The sequence below is a fragment of the Streptomyces coacervatus genome, assembly GCF_029223485.1.
GTDB lineage: Bacteria > Actinomycetota > Actinomycetes > Streptomycetales > Streptomycetaceae > Streptomyces > Streptomyces coacervatus.
In genome coordinates this window covers 15,792-36,179 of sequence record NZ_JARHTP010000012.1, presented here as the reverse complement: position 1 = coordinate 36,179, position 20,388 = coordinate 15,792, and the positions used below count along the sequence as shown (strand labels likewise).

Sequence of the window (20,388 nt, the reverse complement as noted above, 5' to 3'; positions counted from 1 at the left end):
CCCGGGAGGTGCTCAGTACGGAGCCATCACCAGGTCACCGATCACCTGCAACCCAATCTGCGCGGCCAGCCACGGTGCGCGTTCGGCCTCGTCCTGCTTGACGTGGACGAAGACCGTGTGATCGGTCGCGGGCTCTTCCAGTTCGAGGTCGCGGGCGTGCAGACACAGCGTCACGAACGCGCCTCTGGCCCCGCCGATGCCCAGGCCCACCTCAGGGGCCTCGGGCCAGCCCATGAAGTCCCATCGCACCGTGGCCGGACTGTCGCCCACCAGAGCGAGGAACGGTTTCACGGTCTCCGGTGAACTGGCCCAGCCCCGCAACCGTACGGGCAGGTGCGCCAACGGTTCGTCTCCCTTCGCCGACGAACCGCCCCCGCCGTCCTCGGCCCACCACTCGGCATCAGGCAACAGATCCAGCAGCGGAGTCAGGATCTGCTCCGAGGAAATCCTCACCTCGAAATCGACTTCGAGATCCCGGAGATCGGCGATCCCGAGCAACCGCTCAACAATTCGCAATGCTTCGGAGAGGTCAGCCGTTTTGAGGATGGGCTGCGCATATGAGTTGGACATGGCTGAGATTCTGCCACCGAAACTTCAACGGCCGCTGGCCAGGGTCATTGCCTGATCAAGTTCTGTCCCGTTTTCGTCAGGTGAGTCCGAGGGCGGAGAGAGACCGGCGGTAGTCGCGGGCGGCTTGTCGGAGGGCTGCGGCGATGTTCTTCGCGCCTCGGGTGCCCCCGCCGCCTACTCCGGCTCCGGGTCCGTCGCCAGGCGGCCGTCGTACGGGCTGCCACGTCATCGCGCGCACTCGCGGGCTGCGTGCACCGGGTATGACCGTACGGACTACTCGGGGGGATTCAGTCATGCGTGATCAATCGACCGGAAGCGGCAAGTCGGCGGCCAGCAGTCGCTCGTGCAGCTCGCCAAGAGCGGTGCGATTGCTGTCGAAGCGGAGCATCGCGTGGGCCGCCTGGTAGTCCAGCCACTTGACGGCGGTGTGTTCGGGAGAGATTTTGATCTTCACGTCGGTCAGGTCGATGGCGAACGAGTGCTCTCGTACGACGTAGGTTCCGGGGGGCCAGCTGTCGCGTTCGGCGAAGAACTGTGCCGGGATGCTGGCTGTGATCTGCAGCGGATACAGCGGTACAGGCCTGTCGAGGCCGAGTTCTTCGCGGGCCTCGCGCGCTGCGGCTTCCTCCGGGCTCTCGCCGGCTTCACCACCTCCGGCCACGGCTTGCCAGACGTTCATGTTCTCGCGTCGCAGAACAGCGAACTCGACCTGATCGCCGACTCGGCGGAACGGAACGACGAGAACTTGGAATGGCGCTCGGGGCATGCAGGAACTCCTTGGCCGGCGAGTCGACAGAGAGGGCTGGCTCGGGCGGAGTGTGACCACCAGCGATAGGTGGCCAGAGACGGCTGAAATCCCGCTGGTGAGCGGTGGGTGCCCAACGGTGGTTGGCCATTTTTCTCAGAGATAGTTGGCCACCGAGGTCTCGTCTTCGGCGCGGAGGAGAGCACGCCCCAACCTCAATCGCCGACCGCGTCGTAAGGGTGCTGGAACGTGACCTCGGGGTAAGCCCGGGAGGGGGCGTCGAGGAGAGGCTGCGGAATCCCCTTCAGCTGGAGGTCGAAGAAGGCGCCGACGTAGGCGCGGGTGATCGCCGCCGCGCGCTCGGCGGCGATGGTCTCGCCTGGGAGGGGGATGCCCACCTGGGAGGCGAGAACCGGCAGATCGGTGAAGTTGAAGTGGACCGCTCCCGCGACGGTCAGCCAGCGTTTCCAGCCGCCGAGGTCCGCCCACGCCTGGTCCCAGGAGGTGTCCTTGCCCGGGGCGTGCCCGACCTCGGTGCCCAGCAGCAGGAAGGGTCGCACTCCCACGCCCGCGGCGGGGGGACGGACGTCGAAGGTGCCGTCCATGTCCACACCGGCGCGCACCCGCCGGTCGGCGGCCATGGCCGAGGCGGCTGCGCTGCCGCCGCCGGAGTGGCCGGCCATGCCGATGCGGTTCCGGTCGATCGTCCGGTGGTAAGGCCACGGGGAATGACGGCCGGTCAGCTCGTCGATGACGAACGAGACGTCCTCGGCTCGGCTCTCGTTCACGGCGACCCAGCCGCCCGGGGGAAGGGTGTCGCAGATGGTGCAGGCGAGCGTCCGGCCGTCGGGGAACGTGGTTCCGGAGTCCTCGTAGGTGTGGTTGACGAGGGCGACGACGTAGCCACGGCTGGCCAGGTCCTCGGCGAGGCTCGTGAGCGTGGTGCGAGGCAGGGTGAAGCCGGGTGAGAGCACGACCAACGGGAAGCGGCCGGGGGCCGGGCGGGCGCCGGTGCGGGCCCAAGAGCGGGTGCCGCTGAGCGTGCCGGGCGGGAGGCCGGCACCCGGCGCCTGCTTCTGCAGCAGCAGCGCGGCCTCTTCGGCGGTCATGTAGGGCGCGGGTGCGCCGGTGCCGGGCCGTGCAGGGTAGAACACCGACACCATCAGCCGGCGCGGACCGGCGGAGGGCACCCAGGGGTCCTGGCGGTGGGTGTCCACCAGGTCCAGGGTGCTGAGGCCGACGGCGTGCGGGCCGGTGGGGCGGGGCAGTGTCAGGTGGACGTCCGTGACGGCGGCGGTGACGGCCGGGGCCGGGGTGGCCGCCTGCGACGAGGCGGCCGACAGGAACAACGGAAGGGAGAGCACGATCGCGAGCGTGCAGGACGCCGCGATGCGATGAGTTCGTCTCATGGCGTCCAATGTGGCTCGGGCTCCCTGACTCGGCATCAGCCCGGAGACGGGCACACACGACGCCTGCCCGTAGGGGTTTGCCACGAGCGCTCCCCTAGCCCGCTGGTACGTGACCACCGACGCGTCATCGGGACGCTATCGGTGCTGCTCCTCCAGCGCACTGGCCAAATATCGCTGTAAGGGGCCAACTATCGCTGAACGTCACACGGACCCCCGACATCGGCTCCTGAATATCAACACGAGCTCTCTACCCACAGGTTGTGGGTAGAGAGCTTCGGGGCAACGCCTGCGTCCCATTCAGGTGCCGATCCTTGCCGGTTGCCTCCTGTGACCGTTGACCGCGAACAGTGAAGCCTCTGCATCTTCCTCCGGAGGACCGCCCCTGGACTCTCGACGCGTCCGCCATCGCCGGAGAGATCACCCCGGCGACGTGTAACTCCCAGGAGGGACGCCTACAAGCAGGGTCATTGCGGGAACGGGGTTCGTCAGGTTTGTCAGTGACGGGTGGCCATGTCCCTGCCGGTCGCTGTTATCCGCCCTCCATGACCAGGAGGAGCGGGGCTTCGGTTGTTCCCGTGAGGTTGCCGCTGTGCTGCAACCCAGGTTGGCCCGGCGTGTTGACAGGTTGTCTTCAAATCACCTTTAACCCTGGTGAGTGCCCCCGTAGGGTCCTGGGCTCGTGCGTGTATTCGCACGCACGTTTGAATGTTCCTACGGGGAAGGACACGAGAGATCGTGCAACCATCCAAACAGCGGTGGAGAGTTCGCCGTCTCGCCATCGGCGCGGCGCTCCTCGCCGTGGTCCCCTTCGCCATGACCAGCGAAGCGTCCGCGCAGACGACCAGACCAGCCGCCTCCAGTACCGACACCCGGCCGTCGGCGACGCCGGCGGCCGGGCCGGAAAAGGCTGCCTTCTCAGCAGCAGCGGCCAACGGGCGGCCGGAGTCGGGGAAGGATCCGTCGGCCGGCCCACAGTTCAAGAAAGTGTCCGGCGTGTGGGAGGCCGACCGCTCAACCGTCACCCTGCGCAACAACGTGACCGACCCGGACGGCGACAAGGCGAACCTGACCTTCGACGTCTGGACGGTCGACGCCAACGGCAAGGCGAAGGACCGGGTCAAGCTGACCGACGAGAACCAGTACGGCATGCTGGTCTCCGACATGGTGCCCTCGGGCAAGACCGCCGAAGTGAACGTCGACTACGGGCGGCTGCATCCGGGCTGGACGTACGTCTTCCGCACCTCCGCCTACGACGGCAGCCTCTACGAGACGGACTGGTCCCCCTGGGCGACGTTCCACGTCCGCAGCCACGCCGTGGACATCAAGCTGCCGGAGCCGGACAAGAACGCGCCGGGCGTCGACCTGGCCAAGTACCAGGACCCGCAAGTCGCCCGGCGCAACATGCCCGACCCGGCCCCCGCACCGTCGGCACTGAAGAAGAACACGCTTCCGGCGCCGCTCGGCAAGGGCTGCACCCAGATCGCACACGACAAGATCAAGTGCCTGGTCGTCGGGAAACCCGGTGAACTGACGAAGTCCCAGCAGTCCGCCGTGAAGCAGCGGCTGCGCGCCTCGGACGGTGACCTGTTCGACTGGTGCGACAACCTGAACACGGGCAAGGACTACATCAAGCGGACCGAAGCCTGTCTGAAGCGGGCCACGCCTCTCCACGCCTACTTCTACAGCAAGCTCCCCAACGGGGAGATCATCCAGGTCGGCGACGCCATGTTCGCCTCCGAGATCCAGCTGAAGCTCGACCCGCAGTCGACCACGTTCCAGCAGCGGTGGTGGATGGTGCCGGTGTACTTCAAGGATTTCGAAGGCAAGCAGTCCGAATGGGGGCCGCTGACGCTGAAACCCGAGTTCACCTGCACCCCGCAATGCACGACCAGTGCACCCACCTGGTCCGCGCCCCCGACGTGGAGCACGACCGGTGTCGACATGCACAACACCTACGCCACGTTCACCCACACCGCCACCGGTCTGGACACCAGTGACGTCTACTCCGTCCAGTTGGTCTGGAAGTGGGACGCCACGACTCCTGGCGACATCACGGGCTGGGACGGCGACCTGGGGACGTCGGTACCGGATCTGAACATCCGCTGTGACAAGACCGTCGCGAACACCCAGCCTGGCTGCGTGTTCTCCGCGTACAAACCGACGTGGGTGATGAACTTCAAGAAGTTCGCACCGGCCGTCGCTCACGCATGGCTGATCCAGTCGAAGCTGCCCAACCATCCGGGCAGTCAGGCGGCGGACAAACCACTGCTGTTCCTCCCCGCCGACGGCGGTAGCAGCGGCCGGAAACCAACGAAGAACCGGGACGTCATATGCCCCAAAGTCAAGGTCGACGGCCAGAGCAAGGGCTGGGCCGTCGCCAAGGGGAACCCGGACACGACCCTGCTGCCGGACTTCGCAGCCAACGACACGCGATCGTGTGACGAGTTCGCCTACGCGTCCACCTACAACAGCGGGGGCATGCCCACCGCCAACGGCGGCCTAAATCCTGTCACATCAGGCGACGCCTGCGTACAGACCTACGCGACACGCGTGACGCAGGGCGAGTGGCACTTCTACGACGACACCCGCCAGGCCCCACCGACATGGAAGGAGGTCTGCGGACGGTCCTCGATGTCCAACTGGATCAACACGCAGTCGATGCAGCCGTTCCCCTCCACGTTCAGCCAGCCGAACCGGCTCCTGGACAAAGACCCATACTGGATGGCCTTCCCCGAGTTCGCCGGCTGCGACGCCGGCAAGGCGACGGTGACGTGCACTCCGAAGCCGTAAGGCACGGATAGACGAAAGCGGCCGGCTCGGCAGAGACACCCCCCTGCTGGGCCGGCCGCCATCGTTTTCTCCTACACGTCCCGCAGCAACTGCGCGTCGTCCGGCAGGTCATCGGGATCGGCCCAGATCAACCCGCCATCCGACAGGGCAGGATGGGCATCGGCGTCCTCGCTGCCGTCCGGATGCTGCAGGCACCGGCGCTCTTCGATAGAGGAAGCGATCTCGTCGAGCCAGTCGGCAAGCGGCCAGCCGTTCGTTCCGTAGGGGTACGGCTCGTTAGCCGAGTCCGCCGACCACGCCCCGAGATTTCCGTACGACGGCTCACCCTCACGCGCCTCGACGTAGTAGCCCCACCAGCCATCACCCGTGCGATAGCAGAAAGGGATCGCGCCGGGGCCGTGAAATCCGCCCTCAGTGCGCAGCCGGTACTGCTCCTGGACGATGTCGAGCGGCAGCCAGCCGTTTTGCTCCGGCAGGAAATCGTTGCCGGCACCGCCCTCCACGACATCTTCAACGCCGTCGTGCAGCTGATACCAGGCACGCAGCGTCGGCGGGAACCGGTACCCGATGGCGTTCTCCACCGTCGCGATCTGCTCCTCCGATGCCGGAGAACGCAGGCTGGCAGCGGACGCGGGAGCATGCTCACGCAACCACCCCTCGATACGCGCCCAGGCAGCGTGCAGACGCTGTATGTCATCGGTCATGAGGGCCACCGTAGCGGGGGCACTGACGCCAACGTCTAGCGCGCCGTACGCGTTTCGTCCCCCTTCGGCTTTGGTACGGGCCGAGAGCTTGACGGCTCGCTCCCTCACCACCATCGGAGTCATAACTCAGCATCGAGTCGGACAGATCTGCTCTTGTCCCCCCCTGGTGCTGGGACCGCAGAGGTTCGCCGGGTTGGCGGTTGCAGCGGTTGGATGTTTCGTGACGTCCGTTCCCGACCGCCGAGGTGTGGTGGCCGAGCCTGAGTGGGTGCGCAGAGTGTCCGACCGGGAAGGGCAGCAGAAGCTGCAGCAGATCGTGCGTCGGGGTAGCACCAGCTCGGTGCGCTATCACCGGGCGCTGAGGCTCCTGGCAATGAACTATGTGGGGCGGGACACCGCTTGCGTCTGTGAAGGTCATAAACTGTCGTGAGATTCGCGGGGGCGTCGAAGATGCGCGAGTGGCTCCGGAGCTGCCCGCGGTACCGGAGGCCGGGCTGGCATGGGGTGGTGGTGCCGGAGAACCGGCGCCTCCGGTCGTGGTGGTAGCGGTGCTGCGGCCGTGGCGCGCTCGCGAAGGCGCGTGGCGGCGTGGTCGGTACGGCCAAGGGCATCACCGGCATGGGCCGCGGTGGCAACAAGCGTCGTGGTGAAGGGGGGAACGGGGGCGAGCGTCCCGATTACCTGGTCGAGGACGAAGAGATCTGGATCTCACAGGAAGACCGTAACCGCAACGTGCCGCGCAACCTTGCGTAGGCACACCTGAGCGAGCCGCACGGGATCTCCGTGCGGCTCGCCCGTATGAAGGCTGCCGGAACCAGCCGTTGTTGAGTGAGGAGCAAGGAACATGGGTGCCAAGCGGGTCTGGTCCACGACGGGTGTTGTGGCGTTGACAGGAGCCTTGCTCCTCACTTCAGCACCGACTGCCTCGGCCGACTACGTTCGGGACCAGCAGTGGGTCCTGGATGCCTTCAAGATGGACGCAACTTGGGCGTTGACTCAAGGTGAGGGAGTCACTGTTGCCGTCGTCGATTCAGGTGTCGATGGCAGTCAGCCTGATCTGACCGGTCAAGTCCTCCAAGGGAAAGACTTCACTGGTGGTGGGAGCGCCAAAGAGGACGTCTTCGGGCATGGGACTGCTATGGCAAGCATTATCGCTGCGCACGGTCATGGAGCGGGAAATGACTCCGGCATGATCGGACTTGCGCCCAAGGTGAAGATCTTGCCGCTTCGCACGTATCAAAAGGAAAATGATAAGAATCCGGATGACGTGTGGAGTGAAGCTGTTCGATACGCGGTCGACCAGGGTGCGAAGGTCATTAATTTGTCTTTCGGCGCTGATGGCGGCAAGACCTCAAGTGAAGGTCGCGAAGCGATTGCGTATGCGCAAGCCCACGATGTCGTAGTTGTTGCAGCCGCCGGAAACACTGGAGCTGTTGCTGTTGAGGAGCCAGCAGCACTCCCGGGTATCGTTTCTGTCGGTGCTGTGGATGAAAAGGCAAACCGGTGGGTTGGCTCCAATAGCGGCAAGGGGCTCACCCTCATGGCCCCCGGTGTCCAGGTTCTCGCCGCAGACCCCGAGTCGTCACAGGGATACAGCCTTTCTGACGGAACCTCAGACGCTACTGCCTTCGTATCCGCTGCCGCCGCCCTGGTCCGATCCAAGTACCCCGACCTCACCGCAGGCCAGGTAATCAACCGCCTCATCAAGTCAGCTTCATTCCTTGACCACAAGGAATTGAAGGCTCCTGATCGCGAATACGGTTACGGCATCCTCCGCCCCAACAAGGCCCTCACGATGGACATCCCCAAGGGCCCCAAGAATGGCCCGTTGGGGCAACTCCCGTCCAATACAGAGTCAAAGACCGGCAGCGCCACCGAAGGCACCGAAGACGGCTCAACTCAGGCCAATGAGCAGGACTCTTCAAGCCGCCTGCCCATCCTGCTCATCATCGGTGGCATCGCGGCGGTAACAGTGATCGGCGGCATCATCTTTGCGGTGATGCGCAGCCGAGGTAACCGCGGCGACGGGGGCCCCGGCTCCGGCGGCGGAACCCCTCCCCGCGGCACGGGCTACCCGCCCCAGTCCTCGACCGGCTATCAGCAGTACCCCAGCTCGGCTTCCAACCAGGGGTACCCCACACCTCAGGGGCAGTCCCCGCAGCACCCCAACCACTACGCCCAACAGCCGCCGTACCAAGGGCAGTAGGAGGCGATTCCCTCCCCTGCCCGTGGGGTAGCCAGGGGAGCATCCGGCTTGTCCTGTCGAATTCTCCCTGGGAGCCCCTGCGGCAACGGTCGACGGCTCTACCGGCGGGGCCGAGAGCTCAACTGCACGGTCGTGAGCGTGTTTTGGTCCGGCAGGGGCGGGTCGTCGGGAGCAGTCGCCGCGCTGAGTTGGGCGGCTTGTCTCTCGAGCGCGGCGACGTTGGCCGAGTTGTCGATTGTCGCGACGCCGTTAAGAGGACGGTTCGTGACTCTTTGAGTGGTTCTGTGGTCGCCAGAGCTTCCGGTTCACCGTCGCCTCCGAGCAGTGCGCCTCGACCGAGGGCAGCACCGCGACACGGCTGTCGCGCGTCCCCGGCGGTCGGCGCAGCCAGGCCACGAACTCGCCCAAATCCTCAAGGCGTACCTCCCGCCAGTCCAGACCATGCTGGGCAAGGAAGGTGAAGTAGTCCTTCAGGTCGTGTGCGTACGCCTTGACGGTGTTCGGTGACCGCTCGATGTCCGTCAGGTACGACAAGTACCGCTCGATCGGCTCGACCGGCGCATCGTCGTCACCCAGTACTGTCCACGATTCCTGCCGTGTCATCGGCGACACGACTCGCTGAACAAGCATGGCCCCTCCCGGAGTTCCGCGTGATGGACGGCCGTAGATAACCACCTCCATCACGCAGATCACCGGGACTCACAGCAGCCTGAACGACATCAAGGACGCCCTCCGGGCGGCTATAGATAACCCTGCGGAAAGCGAACTCGTCGACGCCGAGAACCTCAACCTCGCCAATCACGGGCAGTTCCAGGCGCCGGATCAGCCGCAGGAGCGTCGAGTCGCTGACCGGGACGAACAGGTGCATCGCGAGGCGTTCACCGGCCCGTCCTCCCAGTGCCAAGGCCAGACGCTCCATGACCTTTTGGATCGGCACCGTCCGGCGCCCGTAGCGGAAGGTGAGTCCGTCGACCTGTTCCGCGAACGTCTTCTTGGGGCACTCCGAGTTGTCGCAGAAGAAGCGTCGGACCTCCAGGTCGATCCCGGTCGCCTGCCCACCGATGGCCGTGTCGGCAAGTCTTCGTACATACCGGCTGTGCGCCCTCCCTGAGGACACCCCGCACGCGGTGCATCGGGTTATCGGCGCCGTGCACCTGGCGGTGATACGCAGGGCGCTGCCGACCTTGACCACTTGGTCGACGGCCACGGCCGACAGGTACGGCATCAGAACTTTCAGCAGGCCACAAGCATGATCCCCCACCAGGAAGGGCTACCCCAAGATCAACTGCTTCATGGAAAGTGCCGAAGAGCCTCAGTTCTCCCCGGAGTGAGCGGAGCAGGATGAAGGTTCGGCTATCTCCACGCAGGCGCCGGGATCATCCCCACGGGCGCGGGAAGCGGCGTTACTGCGTCCCACGACCACCTCGTAGACGGGGGCCATCCCCCCGGGATGCAGGGAGCAGGTCAGGATGCCGCCGAGCACCTCAAAGAAGTCGGGACCATCCCCGCCGAGTGTGGGGAGCAGCTCTCCATCGACTCGGCGTGCGGTGCCGGGGTGGGACCATCCCCGCGGGCGCAGGGAGAACACGGCCCGGTCGAACTTCTCCGCCCGCTCCTTGGGGTCATCCCCGCAGGCGCGGGGAGCACATGAACTCAGCTACACGGTACGAATAGGGCGGGGGGCCATCCCCGCTGGCGCGGGGAGCAGCCTTCGTCGTACAGGTAGCCCTTGTGGAGGCCGGGATCATCCCCGCGGGTGCGGGGAACAGATCGCGTTCTTGGCCTTGATCTTGCCGAACGTGGGACCATCCCGCGGACGCGGGGAGCAATGGGTCTCCTCGGCCCACGCCGCGGTCAAGTGGGGACCATCCCCGCCGGCGCGGGGAGCAAGTCTTCTCGTTACCGGTGATACAGACGCCCGTGGGACCATCCCCGCGGGCGCGGAGAGGAAGCAAACGGCCAGCTCCGCTCGGAGTCCGGCCAGGGAACATCCCCGCGGGTGCGGGGAGCACACAACTTGCGCGGCGCGGTGACGCTGAGCGGGGGACCATCCCCGCGGGCGCAGGGGAGCACTCGTGCAACTCCCGTCCATCGAGCTGGAGTTGGGAACCTTCCCCGCGAGTGCGGGGAACACGCAACGAAAGATTTCATTGCCCCAGGCTTGCCGGGACCATCCCCGCGGGTGGGGGGAGCACGGCGTACTCCGCCTCGGTATCGGACCGGGCCAGGGGCCAACCCCGCGGGCGCGGGGAGCAGCTCATGACGAGCAAGCAGAGCGCACACGAGAAGGGACCATCCCCGCAGGTGCGGGGAGCACGAGGACCCGAACTGGTACGACCAGTTCCGCTGGGGACCATCCCCGCGGGTGCGGGGAGCACTGCCGGTTGAGGCGGGTCAGCGCGTCGACCCGGGGATCAACCCCGCGAGTGCCGGGACCACGTGACCATGACCGTCCCACGCCACGTTGCCGTGAACCCAACCCGCCGGTGTGGGGAGCACTGGAAGGCCAAGTCCACCAGAATCTTGGAGTTGGGGCCATCCCCGCGGGCACCGTGAGCAACGCAGTAGGTGTCGGTGACGGGCAGTCCGCAGGGTGGCTAGGCGGCGTTGAGCAGCCCCGGCTCTGGGCGGCCATCGTGGACCGGACCGGCTCACCTTCAACGCCACCCTTATCGAGACCGGCATGGAGTCCTACCGTCTGGCCCGCACCAAAGCAAACAAGATCAGCGGGACGAACTCCCCGCTCAACTCGCCTTCCAAGCAGTCAGCGGTCACTGATCAGCGAGATCACTGTGCTGGCCGATCCCGCTGTCCAGTTCGACGGCGAGGCGCCGGAGATCATCAGCCGGCAAAGCAGCGACGTGGTCCAGCCATGCATTACGCCTGCCAGTGCCGACAGCCTTTGGGGCTTTGGGAGGGATTTCGCGCCGTGTCTGCTCCTCCGCTTCGAACTCCTCAAACTTCAGCAACATATCGACCGCGAGCGGCGCGATGTCGGGCCGTTGCAGGAGGTTCCTGGCATACGGCACGAGCTCGGGTCGCTTGGCGAGGAACCGCTCGACCGCGATGCGACGATCCTCGGGGATCTCCGGAAACGGGCCGAAGACGGTTCGGGCCGCGGCCGCCTCCAGACCATCGGCGCTCATTTTATGCTCCTCCCCAACCAGGTCTGATCCGGCACACTGATCTTGTCAATCCCCGCGCCGGACCCCTCGGAACCAGCCCCATCATGCCAACGCTGGCGCATAACCGCCGCGGCATTGAGCCGTTCCAACCCCTGGTGGTCCCAGAGGGTGCTGGGAGCAGCGGACGCCGGACTTCGACGGCGACCTGAGCCGGGGACCATCCCCGTGGGCGCGAGGAGCAGTGATCGGGCAGGGCCTCGGACCAGTGCCAGTAGGGACCAACTCCGCGAGTGCGGGGAGCACTCGGTGCCCTCGACGAAGTAGCCGCCCCGGATGGGGCCAACCCCGCGGGTGCGGGGAGCAGGGCGGCGTCAACCCCCGCGGGCGCGGGGAGCAGTCGCCGTACGAGCGCAGGATGACGACGCCGGTGGGACCATCCGCGCGGGCACGGGGAACAGCACCACGGCCTCTAACTCTCCGACTACTACGAGGGACCATCCCCGCGAGTGCGGGGAGCAGCGCACCTCTGACTTCGACGGCGACGTGGGCCGGGGACCATCCCCGCGGGCGCGGGGAGCACCAGTGAACGGCGGCGATCGTGTCGGCGCCGAAGGGACCATCCCCGTGGGCGCGGGGAGCACATCGCCGCGACCTTCGGCAGTGTGACCGGCGCGGGACCATCCGCGAGGGCGCGGGGAGCACAGCGGCATCGCCTCCTCCGACATCGCCGACCGGGGACCATTCCCGCAGGTGCGGGGAGCAGTTCGCCGGGCCAGCCCCGTAGACGATCGCGAAGGGATCATGCCCGCCAGCGCGGGGAACAGCACGTTGCGATCATCCCGACGCTGACCACGTCGGGACCATCCCCGCGGGCGCCGGGACCACTGACGACGTGGCGCACCCAGCGTAGAGCGGTCGGGATCAACCTGGCGGGCGCGGAGACCACCACCTGGGTGGTCCGAGGGCAGCGCCCTCAGGGGGATCAACCCTGCGGGCGCGGGGACCACGTCTCGAAGTCGGCCTGCTGGACGCTCAGGAGGGGATCAACCCCGCAGGTGCGGGGACAACGGCCAGTGCTGGATGCCCTCGACCGGGCCGCAGGGATCAACCCCGCGGGCGCGGGGAGCAGGACACCGGCTCCACCCAGCTCGGCACCACCGAGGGACCATCCCCGCGGGTACGGGGAGTAGAGGAGGACGACTCCGAGCGGCGCGAAGATCCCGGGACCATCCCCACGGGTGCGGGGAGCAGGATTGCCGGATCCGTAGTCCGGTGCCCTATCCGGGACCATCCCCGCGGGTGCGGGGAGCACAGCCTGCACATGCTGGCCGACGCACGAACGGCGGGACCATCCCCGTGGGTGCGCGGAGCACCTCGCCAAGCGGGGCCGCGGCATCGGCCTGTCGGGACCAACCCCGCGTGCGCAGGGAGCACTACAGGGCGTCCACGCCGAACCACGAGGTCAGGGGCCAACCCCGCGGGTGCTGGGAGCAGAAGTGGCTTGGGCGTACGGACGTCAGGAACGAGGGACCAACCCCGCGGGTGCGAGGAGCAGAGGCGCTCCAGTAGGGACATCTCGGTCTTGACGGGACCAATCCCGCGGGTGCGGGGAGCACATCGTGCCGCCAGCCGATCCGGATGAAAGCTGGGAACCATTCCGGCGAGTGCAGGGAGCTCGACCTCAACAGCTGGCCGCTCGGCCGTTCAATCGGACCATCTCCGCGGGTGCGGGGAGCATGGCGAACCTGGTCCTGTTCCGCGACATCGAACGGGGACCATCCCCGCGGGTGCGGGGAGCAGAACGTGGGGCACGGTACTCGGAGGGTCGGCTTGGGATCATCCCCGCGGGTACGGGGAGCAGGCCAGACTCGACTTTCCAACGCCGCCCTTGCCGGGACCATCCCCGCGGGCGCCGGGAGCAGGTCCTCCACATCCTCGGCCACCCGGAGTCGGTGGGGCCGTCCCCCGCGGGTGCGGGGAGCACGGCGAAAACGAAGGCCAGGCCCAGGAGCTCGGGGGACCATCCCCGCGGATGCGGGGAGCACAGCACCGATCTCGCTCGTCGGATCGCGGAGCAGAGACCATCCCCGCCGGTGCGGGGAGCACATCGCGAAGACGCTCACGCCGCTGTACGTGCAGGGGCCATCCCCGCGGGTGCGGGGAGCAGGGATCCGACAAGGCCGACCAGTCGTCGCTCACGCCTCCGCGGGTGCGGGGAGCAGAAGAACTTGCCGACCCTCAAGGACGCCCGGCGGGGACCAACCCCGCGGCTGCGGGGAGCACCCGGACGGAGACCGAGCGGGCGAGCCTTGGCAGGAACTATCCCCGCGGATGCAGGGAGCAGTGGTTCGACCCGCTCGATTCGACGCACGACCTGGGGCCATCCCCATGGGTGCGGGAAGCAGCATGACAGCCACCCGAAACACCGGTTCCGCTTGGGACCATCCCCGCGGGCGCGGGGACCACTTCACGGTCATCTTCCACTGGTTGGCAGCAGCACCCCGAGTACGACGTGGGACCAACCCCGCGCGTGCGGGGAGCATTTCGGTGCCTTCGGCTTCGCCAACGAGAACACGGAACCAAGCTCGCAGTTGCGGGGAACACTCGTCGAGCACGATCTGAACGGGGGTCGCCCAGGGACCATCCCCGCGGGTGCGGGGAGCACAAGCTGATCGGTGTCGGTATCGACGACGCGAAGGGACCAACCCCGCAATTGCGGGGAGCACTGGGCCACCGCATACCTCAACGAGGTGGCCATGGGACCAACCCCGCGGGTGCGAGGAGCACGCGATCCCGACCGGAGTGAAGCTGTACATCCCGGGACCAACCCCGCGGGTGCGGGGAGTAGCCGGCGGTTCGGATCGGCAGGCCGAGGTAGACAGGGCCAACCCCGCGAGTGCCGGGAGCAGGTGCCGCGGATGCCTTGCATGGCTGCTTCGTCGGGTCCACCCCCGCGGGTGCGGGGAGCAGTTCAGGTTCATGGAGCCCTGGGAGACCTTCCAGGGGCCATCCCCGCGGGTGATGGGAGCAACTGACCATCGGCCGTATCCCTCTACGGGAGACGGGACCATCCCCGCGGGTGCGGGGAGCATGCCTGGATGTCCGTGCTGGTCGAGCACACCTGGGGACCACCCCCGCGAGCGCGAGGGAGCAGTTCTACCGCATCCGCCCCCGATCCGGTACGAGGGGCCATCCCCCGCGGGTGCGGGGAGCACTGATCGGCCAGGGCTGATATCGACCTGACGTAGGGACCATCCCCGCAATTGCGGGGAGCACGGGTCGTCGTGCCGGGCATGGGCCGTGGACGGGTGATCATCCCCGCGGGTGCGGGGAGCACGGAGGCGAGAAGGTCGCGGTCGGCGGGGCCCTCAGGCCAACCCCGCAGGTGCGGGGAGCACACCACCGGCTCCACGTCGACGGTCACCCTGTCGGGGCCATCCCCGCGGTTGCGGGGAGCACCAGAAGCATCACCCGGACCTCCCGCCGGTCCTGGGACCATCCCCGCGAGTGCGGGGAGTACCCCATGCCCAGCGGTTCTGCGGCCACCGAGGCGAGACCAACCCCACGAGTGCGGAGAGCGCCTCGACGGCATGGAGGCGAACGAGACCGTTGTGGGGCCAACCCAGCGGGTACGGGGAGTAGGCAGCCACGACCTGGCAGTGCCCCGGCGTGTGGGGACCATCCCCGCGGGCGCGGGGACAGGTCTGCTCGATTGCGACGGTGAGCATCCGGGCGGGACCATCCCCGCAGGGGCGGGGAGCAGTTGAAGGCCGAGTTCACCAGGATCTTGGAGTTGGGACCATCCCTGCGGATGCGGGGAGCAGCAACTCGGGGTGGCGCTGGACCGGATTGAGTTGGGACCATCCCCGCCGGTGCGGGAAACGGGCGCTGCACCGTACCGCGGGAGACACCCAGACGGGAGCACCCCCGCGGGTGTGGGAAGCACTACCGTCGAAGATCTTCCTGGCCCATCGCGATGGGACCATCCCGACGGGCGCGGGGACTACGGCTATCACCGTCTACGCCACCGAACGTTACCGGGATTCAACCCCGCAGGCGCGGGGACCACCTGCCGAGGTCAACGGGAAGTTCCTGGTGGCCGGGATCAACCCCACGGGCGCGGGGAACACTCGGTGCGGGGCCAGTTGCCGTAGATCGAGTAGGGGTCATCCCCGCGGGCACGGGGACCACGCTGGATCTGCCTCTCTGGTGACGAGCTGACAGGGATCAACCCCACAGGTGCGGGGACCACAGCATCTCGGGGACGGGACGTCATGGTGGCCGGGATCATACCCGCGGGCGCGGGGAGCACTGCGTGGCCTGAAGGCTCAGCATCGCCACGTGAGGACCATCCCCGCGGGCGCGGGGAGCGCATTGGGCTGACGTACCGGGCCTATGGCGGACCGGGATCAACCCCGCGGGCGCAGTGAGCCGCGCCGGACACTTGGGGACCACCCTCGCGGGCACGGGGACCTCACACTAGGGGAAAGCCCGTCCGGGGCCTGCCAGAGATCAACTTCGTCAGCGCGGGGACCACTCGGCTCAGGACCGTGTCGTCTACCAGCAGGTGGGTCCATCCCCGCGGGCGCGGGGAGCAGACGCCGAGGGGAGCGACCAGCATCGCCATCTCGGGACCATCCCCGCAGGCGCGGAGAGCACCCCGATCACTCGGGATGGCCGGGGCCGTCGTCGAGAACCATCCCCGTGGGCGCGAAAAGCAGGGCGGCGGAGGTGTCGGCGACGGAGGGACGATCCCCGCGGGCGCGGGGAGCAGACGTCCGTCAGGTCGAGGTCGAGGTCGAGGGCGGCGCCGGGGCCACCCCCGCGAGTGCGGGGAGCAGGACGAACCGAACACGACGCTGCAAGTGATGCCGGGACCATCCCCGCGGGCGCGGAGAGCAGGACGTGCCGTCCAGGTGCCGCAGCCGGGGCCGGGGACCATCCCCGCGGGCGCGGGGAGCAGTCGAGCGCGGCTTCGGCTCGGCGCCAGGCGTTGGGGCCATCCCCGCGAGTGCGGGGAGCAGTGGTGCCAGGCCTGGTCACTTGACTGCACCAACAGCTGGCTCAACCTGGTGGCGGTCAGAGAGTCTCCCGCATCACGCGTATCAGCCGTTCGCGTTCGTGGTTGAATTCCTTGCGCGGACGGCTGAGCTCTTCGTCGTTGTACGGAATGCCCCGGCCTACTGCGTCACGGTAGGCGATCAAGAGTTTAATCAATTGACTCGTCGAAGCCGTCATTTCATCGTTCGTCACCAACGAGAGCTCGAAGCGCCGAGCAAGCACACTGCTGTCCCGAAGCACTGTCAATGCGCGGGCTCGTGCAGTCTCATCGTTGTCGTGGCCTTGGCTGATGTTCCATAAGATCTCACTCGCTTCTGTCGTCGCCTGCAGAAAGGCCGCGTAAGCCGACCGCAGTTCGCTCCGTTTGTGTAACTCCCGGTCTCTACGCGATCGGTGGCGATCCACTAGAAACGAAGATCCCAGAGCGATCAAACCGCCGATCGCGGTACTCACTGGTGCTGTCCACTCCATATCGCCAGCTTGCTACCTATTTGATTCGCGAAACGCCGCTTGGTGCAGAGAAGGTCCAGGCAGTAGGCGCCGGGACCATCCCCGCGGGCGCAGGAAGCAGGCGAGGGAGCGCCACCCCGGCCCGTCAACCCAGGGACCATCCCCGCGGGCGCGGGGATCAGGCGGTGCGGGTTCACACGGGGCGCGCAGGAACGGGACCATCCCCGCGAGTGCGGGAAGCAGACGACCGTCTTGGACCCTTCGACGCCGGCCTTGGGACCATCCCCGCTGGTGCGGGGAGCAGACGAGGTCGGGCCCGCCGGCCGGGTCGGTGTAGGGGCCATCCCCGCGGGCGCGGGGAGCAGGGCCGGTACGGGCTCGCCACTGTCAACATCAAGGACTATTCCCGCGGGTGCGGGGAACACGACGCCGCGCGGAGGAACGCGGGCCCTCACCGGGAACCAACCCCGCGGGTGCGGGGACCACGCCGTCAACCCGGGCCTGCTGTAGGACGACCAGGGACCATACCCGCGGGAGCGGGGAACGCACTGATCGCCTGTCGGCGCAGAGCGAGGCCGAGGGACCAACCCCGCAGGAGCAGGGTACGGAACTCCTGCGACGCCAGTTCCTTCGCACGACGTGTGGGCCAACCCCGCGGGCTCGGGGAGCAGAACCGCTTCGTCCGGTCGTATGCAACGTCGTTGGGACCAACCCCGCGTGCGCGGGGAGCGGTTGCCGTCGAGCGTGGCGGTCGCTCCCGAGTAGGGACCAACCCCGAAGGTGCGGGGAGCACGCAACATGGAGACCAGGACGATCAGTATGGCGGGACCACCCCACGAGCGCGGGGCGCAACCAGTGAAGGCGCTACCCGCGGCCTTGATGTCGGGGCCATCCCCGCGGGTGCGGGGACCAGGAGCGGATCGTCGAACCCGAGGACGCTACCCCGGGATCATCCCCGCGGGCGCGGGGAGCAGAAGTGCTCCTGCGCGGTCACCGCGTTCGCACGGGGACCATCCCCGCGGGGGCGGGGAACAGATGAACTCCTTACGGTCCGCGGGCGTGCCCTGGGGACCATCCCCGCTGGCGCGGGGAGCAGCTCTACAGCGCGGCCATGGCCACCGGCCGGCTGGGACCATCCTCGCGGGCGGGGAGCACATGCCGCGCTGGGACCGGTAGTTGCGGTCGGTGGGACCATCCCCCACGGGTGCGGGGAGCACTGCTCCTGCTTCTTCTCCAGCACGTCGAGGTTGGGACCATCCCAGCGGGTGCGGGGAGCACCCCAATGAGGCCAACACGGATGGGAACGCCCGGGGACCAACCCCGCAGGCGCGGGGAGCAACTCGCCCACCACTCTCGCGTCTACCTCGCCGAGGGACCATCCCCCTGGGGCGATTGAATAGCTTCGGCTCCTTCGCGGCGCGGGGTGACTGCGGGGCCCATATCCCTGCGGGTGCGGGGAGCAGTTTTCGACGTACACGCGGTAGGGCTCGCGCAGGGGACCATCCCCGCGGGTGCGGGGAGCAGTGGGTGGTGTTGAGCGGATTGAAGTGGGCCGTGGGACTCCCTAGCAGACCGGCGCCCTCGGCGTTGTGGCCGAGTACCGCAGGACCATCCCTGCGGGTGCGGGGCAGTGTCAACACGCCCGTCTCGTGGGCCCGTTGAGGGGGATTCCCTCGGGGGTGAGGAGCAGGTCGATGTCCGCTCGGATCAGCGTGGGGCCATCCCCGCGGGCGCGGGCAGTTGGGAGTCCCGGCAAGGTAGACGATGTCGCCCTTGGGACCATCCCCGCGGGTGCAGGGAGCAGTGGAGGGCGTCTCTCACCTCGCGCCAGGCGCGGGGACCATCCCCGCAGGTGCGGGGAACAGGGCAATCTACATTCACTTTCCGAACGTGTGCAGGGACCATCCCCACGGGCCGGGGGAGCAGAGAACGGCGCCGTCATCGACAAGCTGCATGAGGGGCCATTCTCGACGACGGCCGAACGCTGCCCCTCTGACGGCGCGTGAGTTCTGGGCCGAATGTGGGTCCGAGTTCAGCCGACGCCGACAGCCATCCTCGCGGGCGCGGGGAGTAGGATCATGAGCACCCTGCACCCGAGCCGGACCCGGGACCATCCCCGCGGGCGCGGGGAGCAGAAGATCACGGGCGACGCCCTGAAGGTGGCCCGCGGACCATCCCCTCGGGTGTCGGAAGCAGTCGTTCTCGATCGCCGCGGCCTTGGCGATGGCGGGGCCATCCCCACCGCGGATGCGGGGAGCAGGGTACGAGGTCCTGCGGCTTGGCCGCCGTCGCGGACCATTCCCGCGGGCGCGGGGACCACTTCACGGTCATCTTCCACTGGTTGGCGTTGAGGGGATCAGCCCTGCGGGTGCGGGGAGCACGACGAAACCATCGCGATCCTGACGGGTGTCCAGGGACAGGCCGGCGCCATCTCCTTCTGGGCGGGACCGGCCCCCACGGGCGGGGGACCGCTATCTGCCTCCCCCCCCCGGTGCCACCGTTGCGGCCGGGAAGAACAGCTCTGTAGGCGCAGGACTACATGACGTTCGTCGCCATCATGGATGTGTCGAGGGAGCAGCCCGTGGATGCACGGACGTTCGTCCGGTTCCCGGCCGAGACCGATAGATCGTCTACAGCGGGGTCATCGGGTCAGGATGAGTCCACAGCTGTACGCTCGGGCGTGGCCGATGCCGTCGGAGAGCGCGGCGACAAACGCCGTGGGGTCGGTGACGGTCAATGTTCCCCGCAGTTCGGCGCGGACTACTTTGAGACCTTTGTGGGGAGCGGGACTAGAGACGGTGGGCAGCATGCGCACCGAGATGGTGTCGGGTTCTGCGGCGGCGCCAATGCGGCCCGGGGATTCCCAGGTTCCGAACAGGCGAGCGCACCATTTCCGGACGCCGTCTGGTTTGGTGTGCGCGACCCGTTGGCCGCGCATCTTCTGTCCGTCGGGCCCGGTTCGTGGCTTGCTGTAGGTGGGGTTGACGACGGTGCGGAAGCCGACGGTGTCGCCGGTACGGTAGGTACGGTCGACCGTGATGAGGTGGGGTGCCTCCCGCAGGGCGGCCTTTGGTATGTGTGCCCAGTCTGCGGCCACCTTTGATTGCACGACGAGGACGAGGGCGGCCGCTTTGAGGTCCAGAGCCCACGTCGACAGCACGCCCATCTGAGCACGGGCGTCGCGGCTGCCGTCATCGACCCATCCTTGGAAGCCGCTCATCACGGTGCGGTGCATGTCGTGGGCGTCGATCAGCGACTTCGATACGTAGGGGTGCCGCGCGTCCAAGGTCAGTACAGAGTGCGTCGCGACGCAGCGGGCCGTTGCCGT

12 protein-coding genes and 1 pseudogene are annotated in these 20,388 nt (G+C 67.6%); 4 read left to right on the top strand and 9 right to left on the bottom strand.

Annotated features, from left to right (window positions below; all coding sequences use genetic code 11):
- Positions 1 to 12 precede the first annotated feature (12 nt).
- The 3 genes from P2Q00_RS28165 to P2Q00_RS28155 all read right to left on the bottom strand — a co-directional run bounded on the left by P2Q00_RS28165 (position 13) and on the right by P2Q00_RS28155 (position 2,724).
- Positions 13 to 570 (bottom strand): hypothetical protein, encoded by a 558-nt coding sequence (locus P2Q00_RS28165; RefSeq protein WP_275775722.1) that lies wholly within the window; start codon positions 568 to 570, stop codon positions 13 to 15.
- 301 nt (positions 571 to 871) lie between these two features.
- Complete coding sequence (locus tag P2Q00_RS28160; protein ID WP_275775721.1) at positions 872 to 1,336, bottom strand: NUDIX hydrolase; 465 nt, start codon at positions 1,334 to 1,336, stop codon at positions 872 to 874.
- Positions 1,337 to 1,530: 194 nt separating this feature from the next.
- Positions 1,531 to 2,724, bottom strand: coding sequence for an alpha/beta hydrolase family protein (locus tag P2Q00_RS28155; protein ID WP_275775719.1), 1,194 nt, complete (start codon positions 2,722 to 2,724; stop codon positions 1,531 to 1,533).
- Between the two features lie 735 nt (positions 2,725 to 3,459).
- Here P2Q00_RS28155 and P2Q00_RS28150 point away from each other — a divergent pair.
- Complete coding sequence (locus P2Q00_RS28150; protein WP_275775717.1) at positions 3,460 to 5,514, top strand: hypothetical protein; 2,055 nt, start codon at positions 3,460 to 3,462, stop codon at positions 5,512 to 5,514.
- A gap of 71 nt (positions 5,515 to 5,585) precedes the next feature.
- Here P2Q00_RS28150 and P2Q00_RS28145 read toward each other — a convergent pair whose 3' ends face one another.
- On the bottom strand, positions 5,586 to 6,218 hold the full coding sequence (locus P2Q00_RS28145) for an SMI1/KNR4 family protein (protein WP_275775716.1): 633 nt from the start codon (positions 6,216 to 6,218) through the stop codon (positions 5,586 to 5,588).
- A gap of 250 nt (positions 6,219 to 6,468) precedes the next feature.
- On the opposite strand from P2Q00_RS28145, the pseudogene P2Q00_RS50820 reads away from it, so the two are divergent.
- The 3 genes and pseudogenes from P2Q00_RS50820 to mycP all read left to right on the top strand — a co-directional run.
- A pseudogene (locus tag P2Q00_RS50820) lies at positions 6,469 to 6,591 on the top strand (IS630 family transposase); the annotation flags it as partial.
- 215 nt (positions 6,592 to 6,806) lie between these two features.
- Complete coding sequence (locus P2Q00_RS28140) at positions 6,807 to 6,971, top strand: hypothetical protein (RefSeq protein WP_275775715.1); 165 nt, start codon at positions 6,807 to 6,809, stop codon at positions 6,969 to 6,971.
- A gap of 91 nt (positions 6,972 to 7,062) precedes the next feature.
- Positions 7,063 to 8,424: a type VII secretion-associated serine protease mycosin gene (gene mycP / locus P2Q00_RS28135; RefSeq protein ID WP_275775714.1), complete on the top strand. Its 1,362-nt coding sequence runs from the start codon at positions 7,063 to 7,065 to the stop codon at positions 8,422 to 8,424.
- Between the two features lie 249 nt (positions 8,425 to 8,673).
- On the opposite strand, the gene P2Q00_RS28130 is transcribed toward mycP, so the two are convergent.
- The 5 genes from P2Q00_RS28130 to P2Q00_RS28110 all read right to left on the bottom strand — a co-directional run bounded on the left by P2Q00_RS28130 (position 8,674) and on the right by P2Q00_RS28110 (position 20,346).
- Positions 8,674 to 9,027 carry a site-specific integrase gene (locus P2Q00_RS28130; RefSeq protein WP_275775712.1) on the bottom strand — a complete coding sequence of 118 codons (354 nt, stop codon included), beginning with the start codon at positions 9,025 to 9,027 and terminating at the stop codon, positions 8,674 to 8,676.
- Entirely contained in the window at positions 8,993 to 9,631 is a 639-nt protein-coding gene (locus P2Q00_RS28125) for a transposase family protein (protein ID WP_275775711.1), read from the bottom strand. Before P2Q00_RS28125 ends, P2Q00_RS28130 begins: the two co-directional genes overlap by 35 nt.
- A 1,564-nt stretch (positions 9,632 to 11,195) precedes the next feature.
- Positions 11,196 to 11,570 carry a hypothetical protein gene (locus P2Q00_RS28120; RefSeq protein WP_275775710.1) on the bottom strand — a complete coding sequence of 125 codons (375 nt, stop codon included), beginning with the start codon at positions 11,568 to 11,570 and terminating at the stop codon, positions 11,196 to 11,198.
- 5,058 nt (positions 11,571 to 16,628) lie between these two features.
- The gene (locus P2Q00_RS28115; protein WP_275775709.1) at positions 16,629 to 17,063 is read right to left on the bottom strand and encodes a hypothetical protein; all 435 of its coding nucleotides are present in this window, start codon (positions 17,061 to 17,063) and stop codon (positions 16,629 to 16,631) included.
- A gap of 2,638 nt (positions 17,064 to 19,701) precedes the next feature.
- Positions 19,702 to 20,346 carry a type I-E CRISPR-associated protein Cas6/Cse3/CasE gene (locus tag P2Q00_RS28110; RefSeq protein WP_275775708.1) on the bottom strand — a complete coding sequence of 215 codons (645 nt, stop codon included), beginning with the start codon at positions 20,344 to 20,346 and terminating at the stop codon, positions 19,702 to 19,704.
- Positions 20,347 to 20,388: the final 42 nt, after the last annotated feature.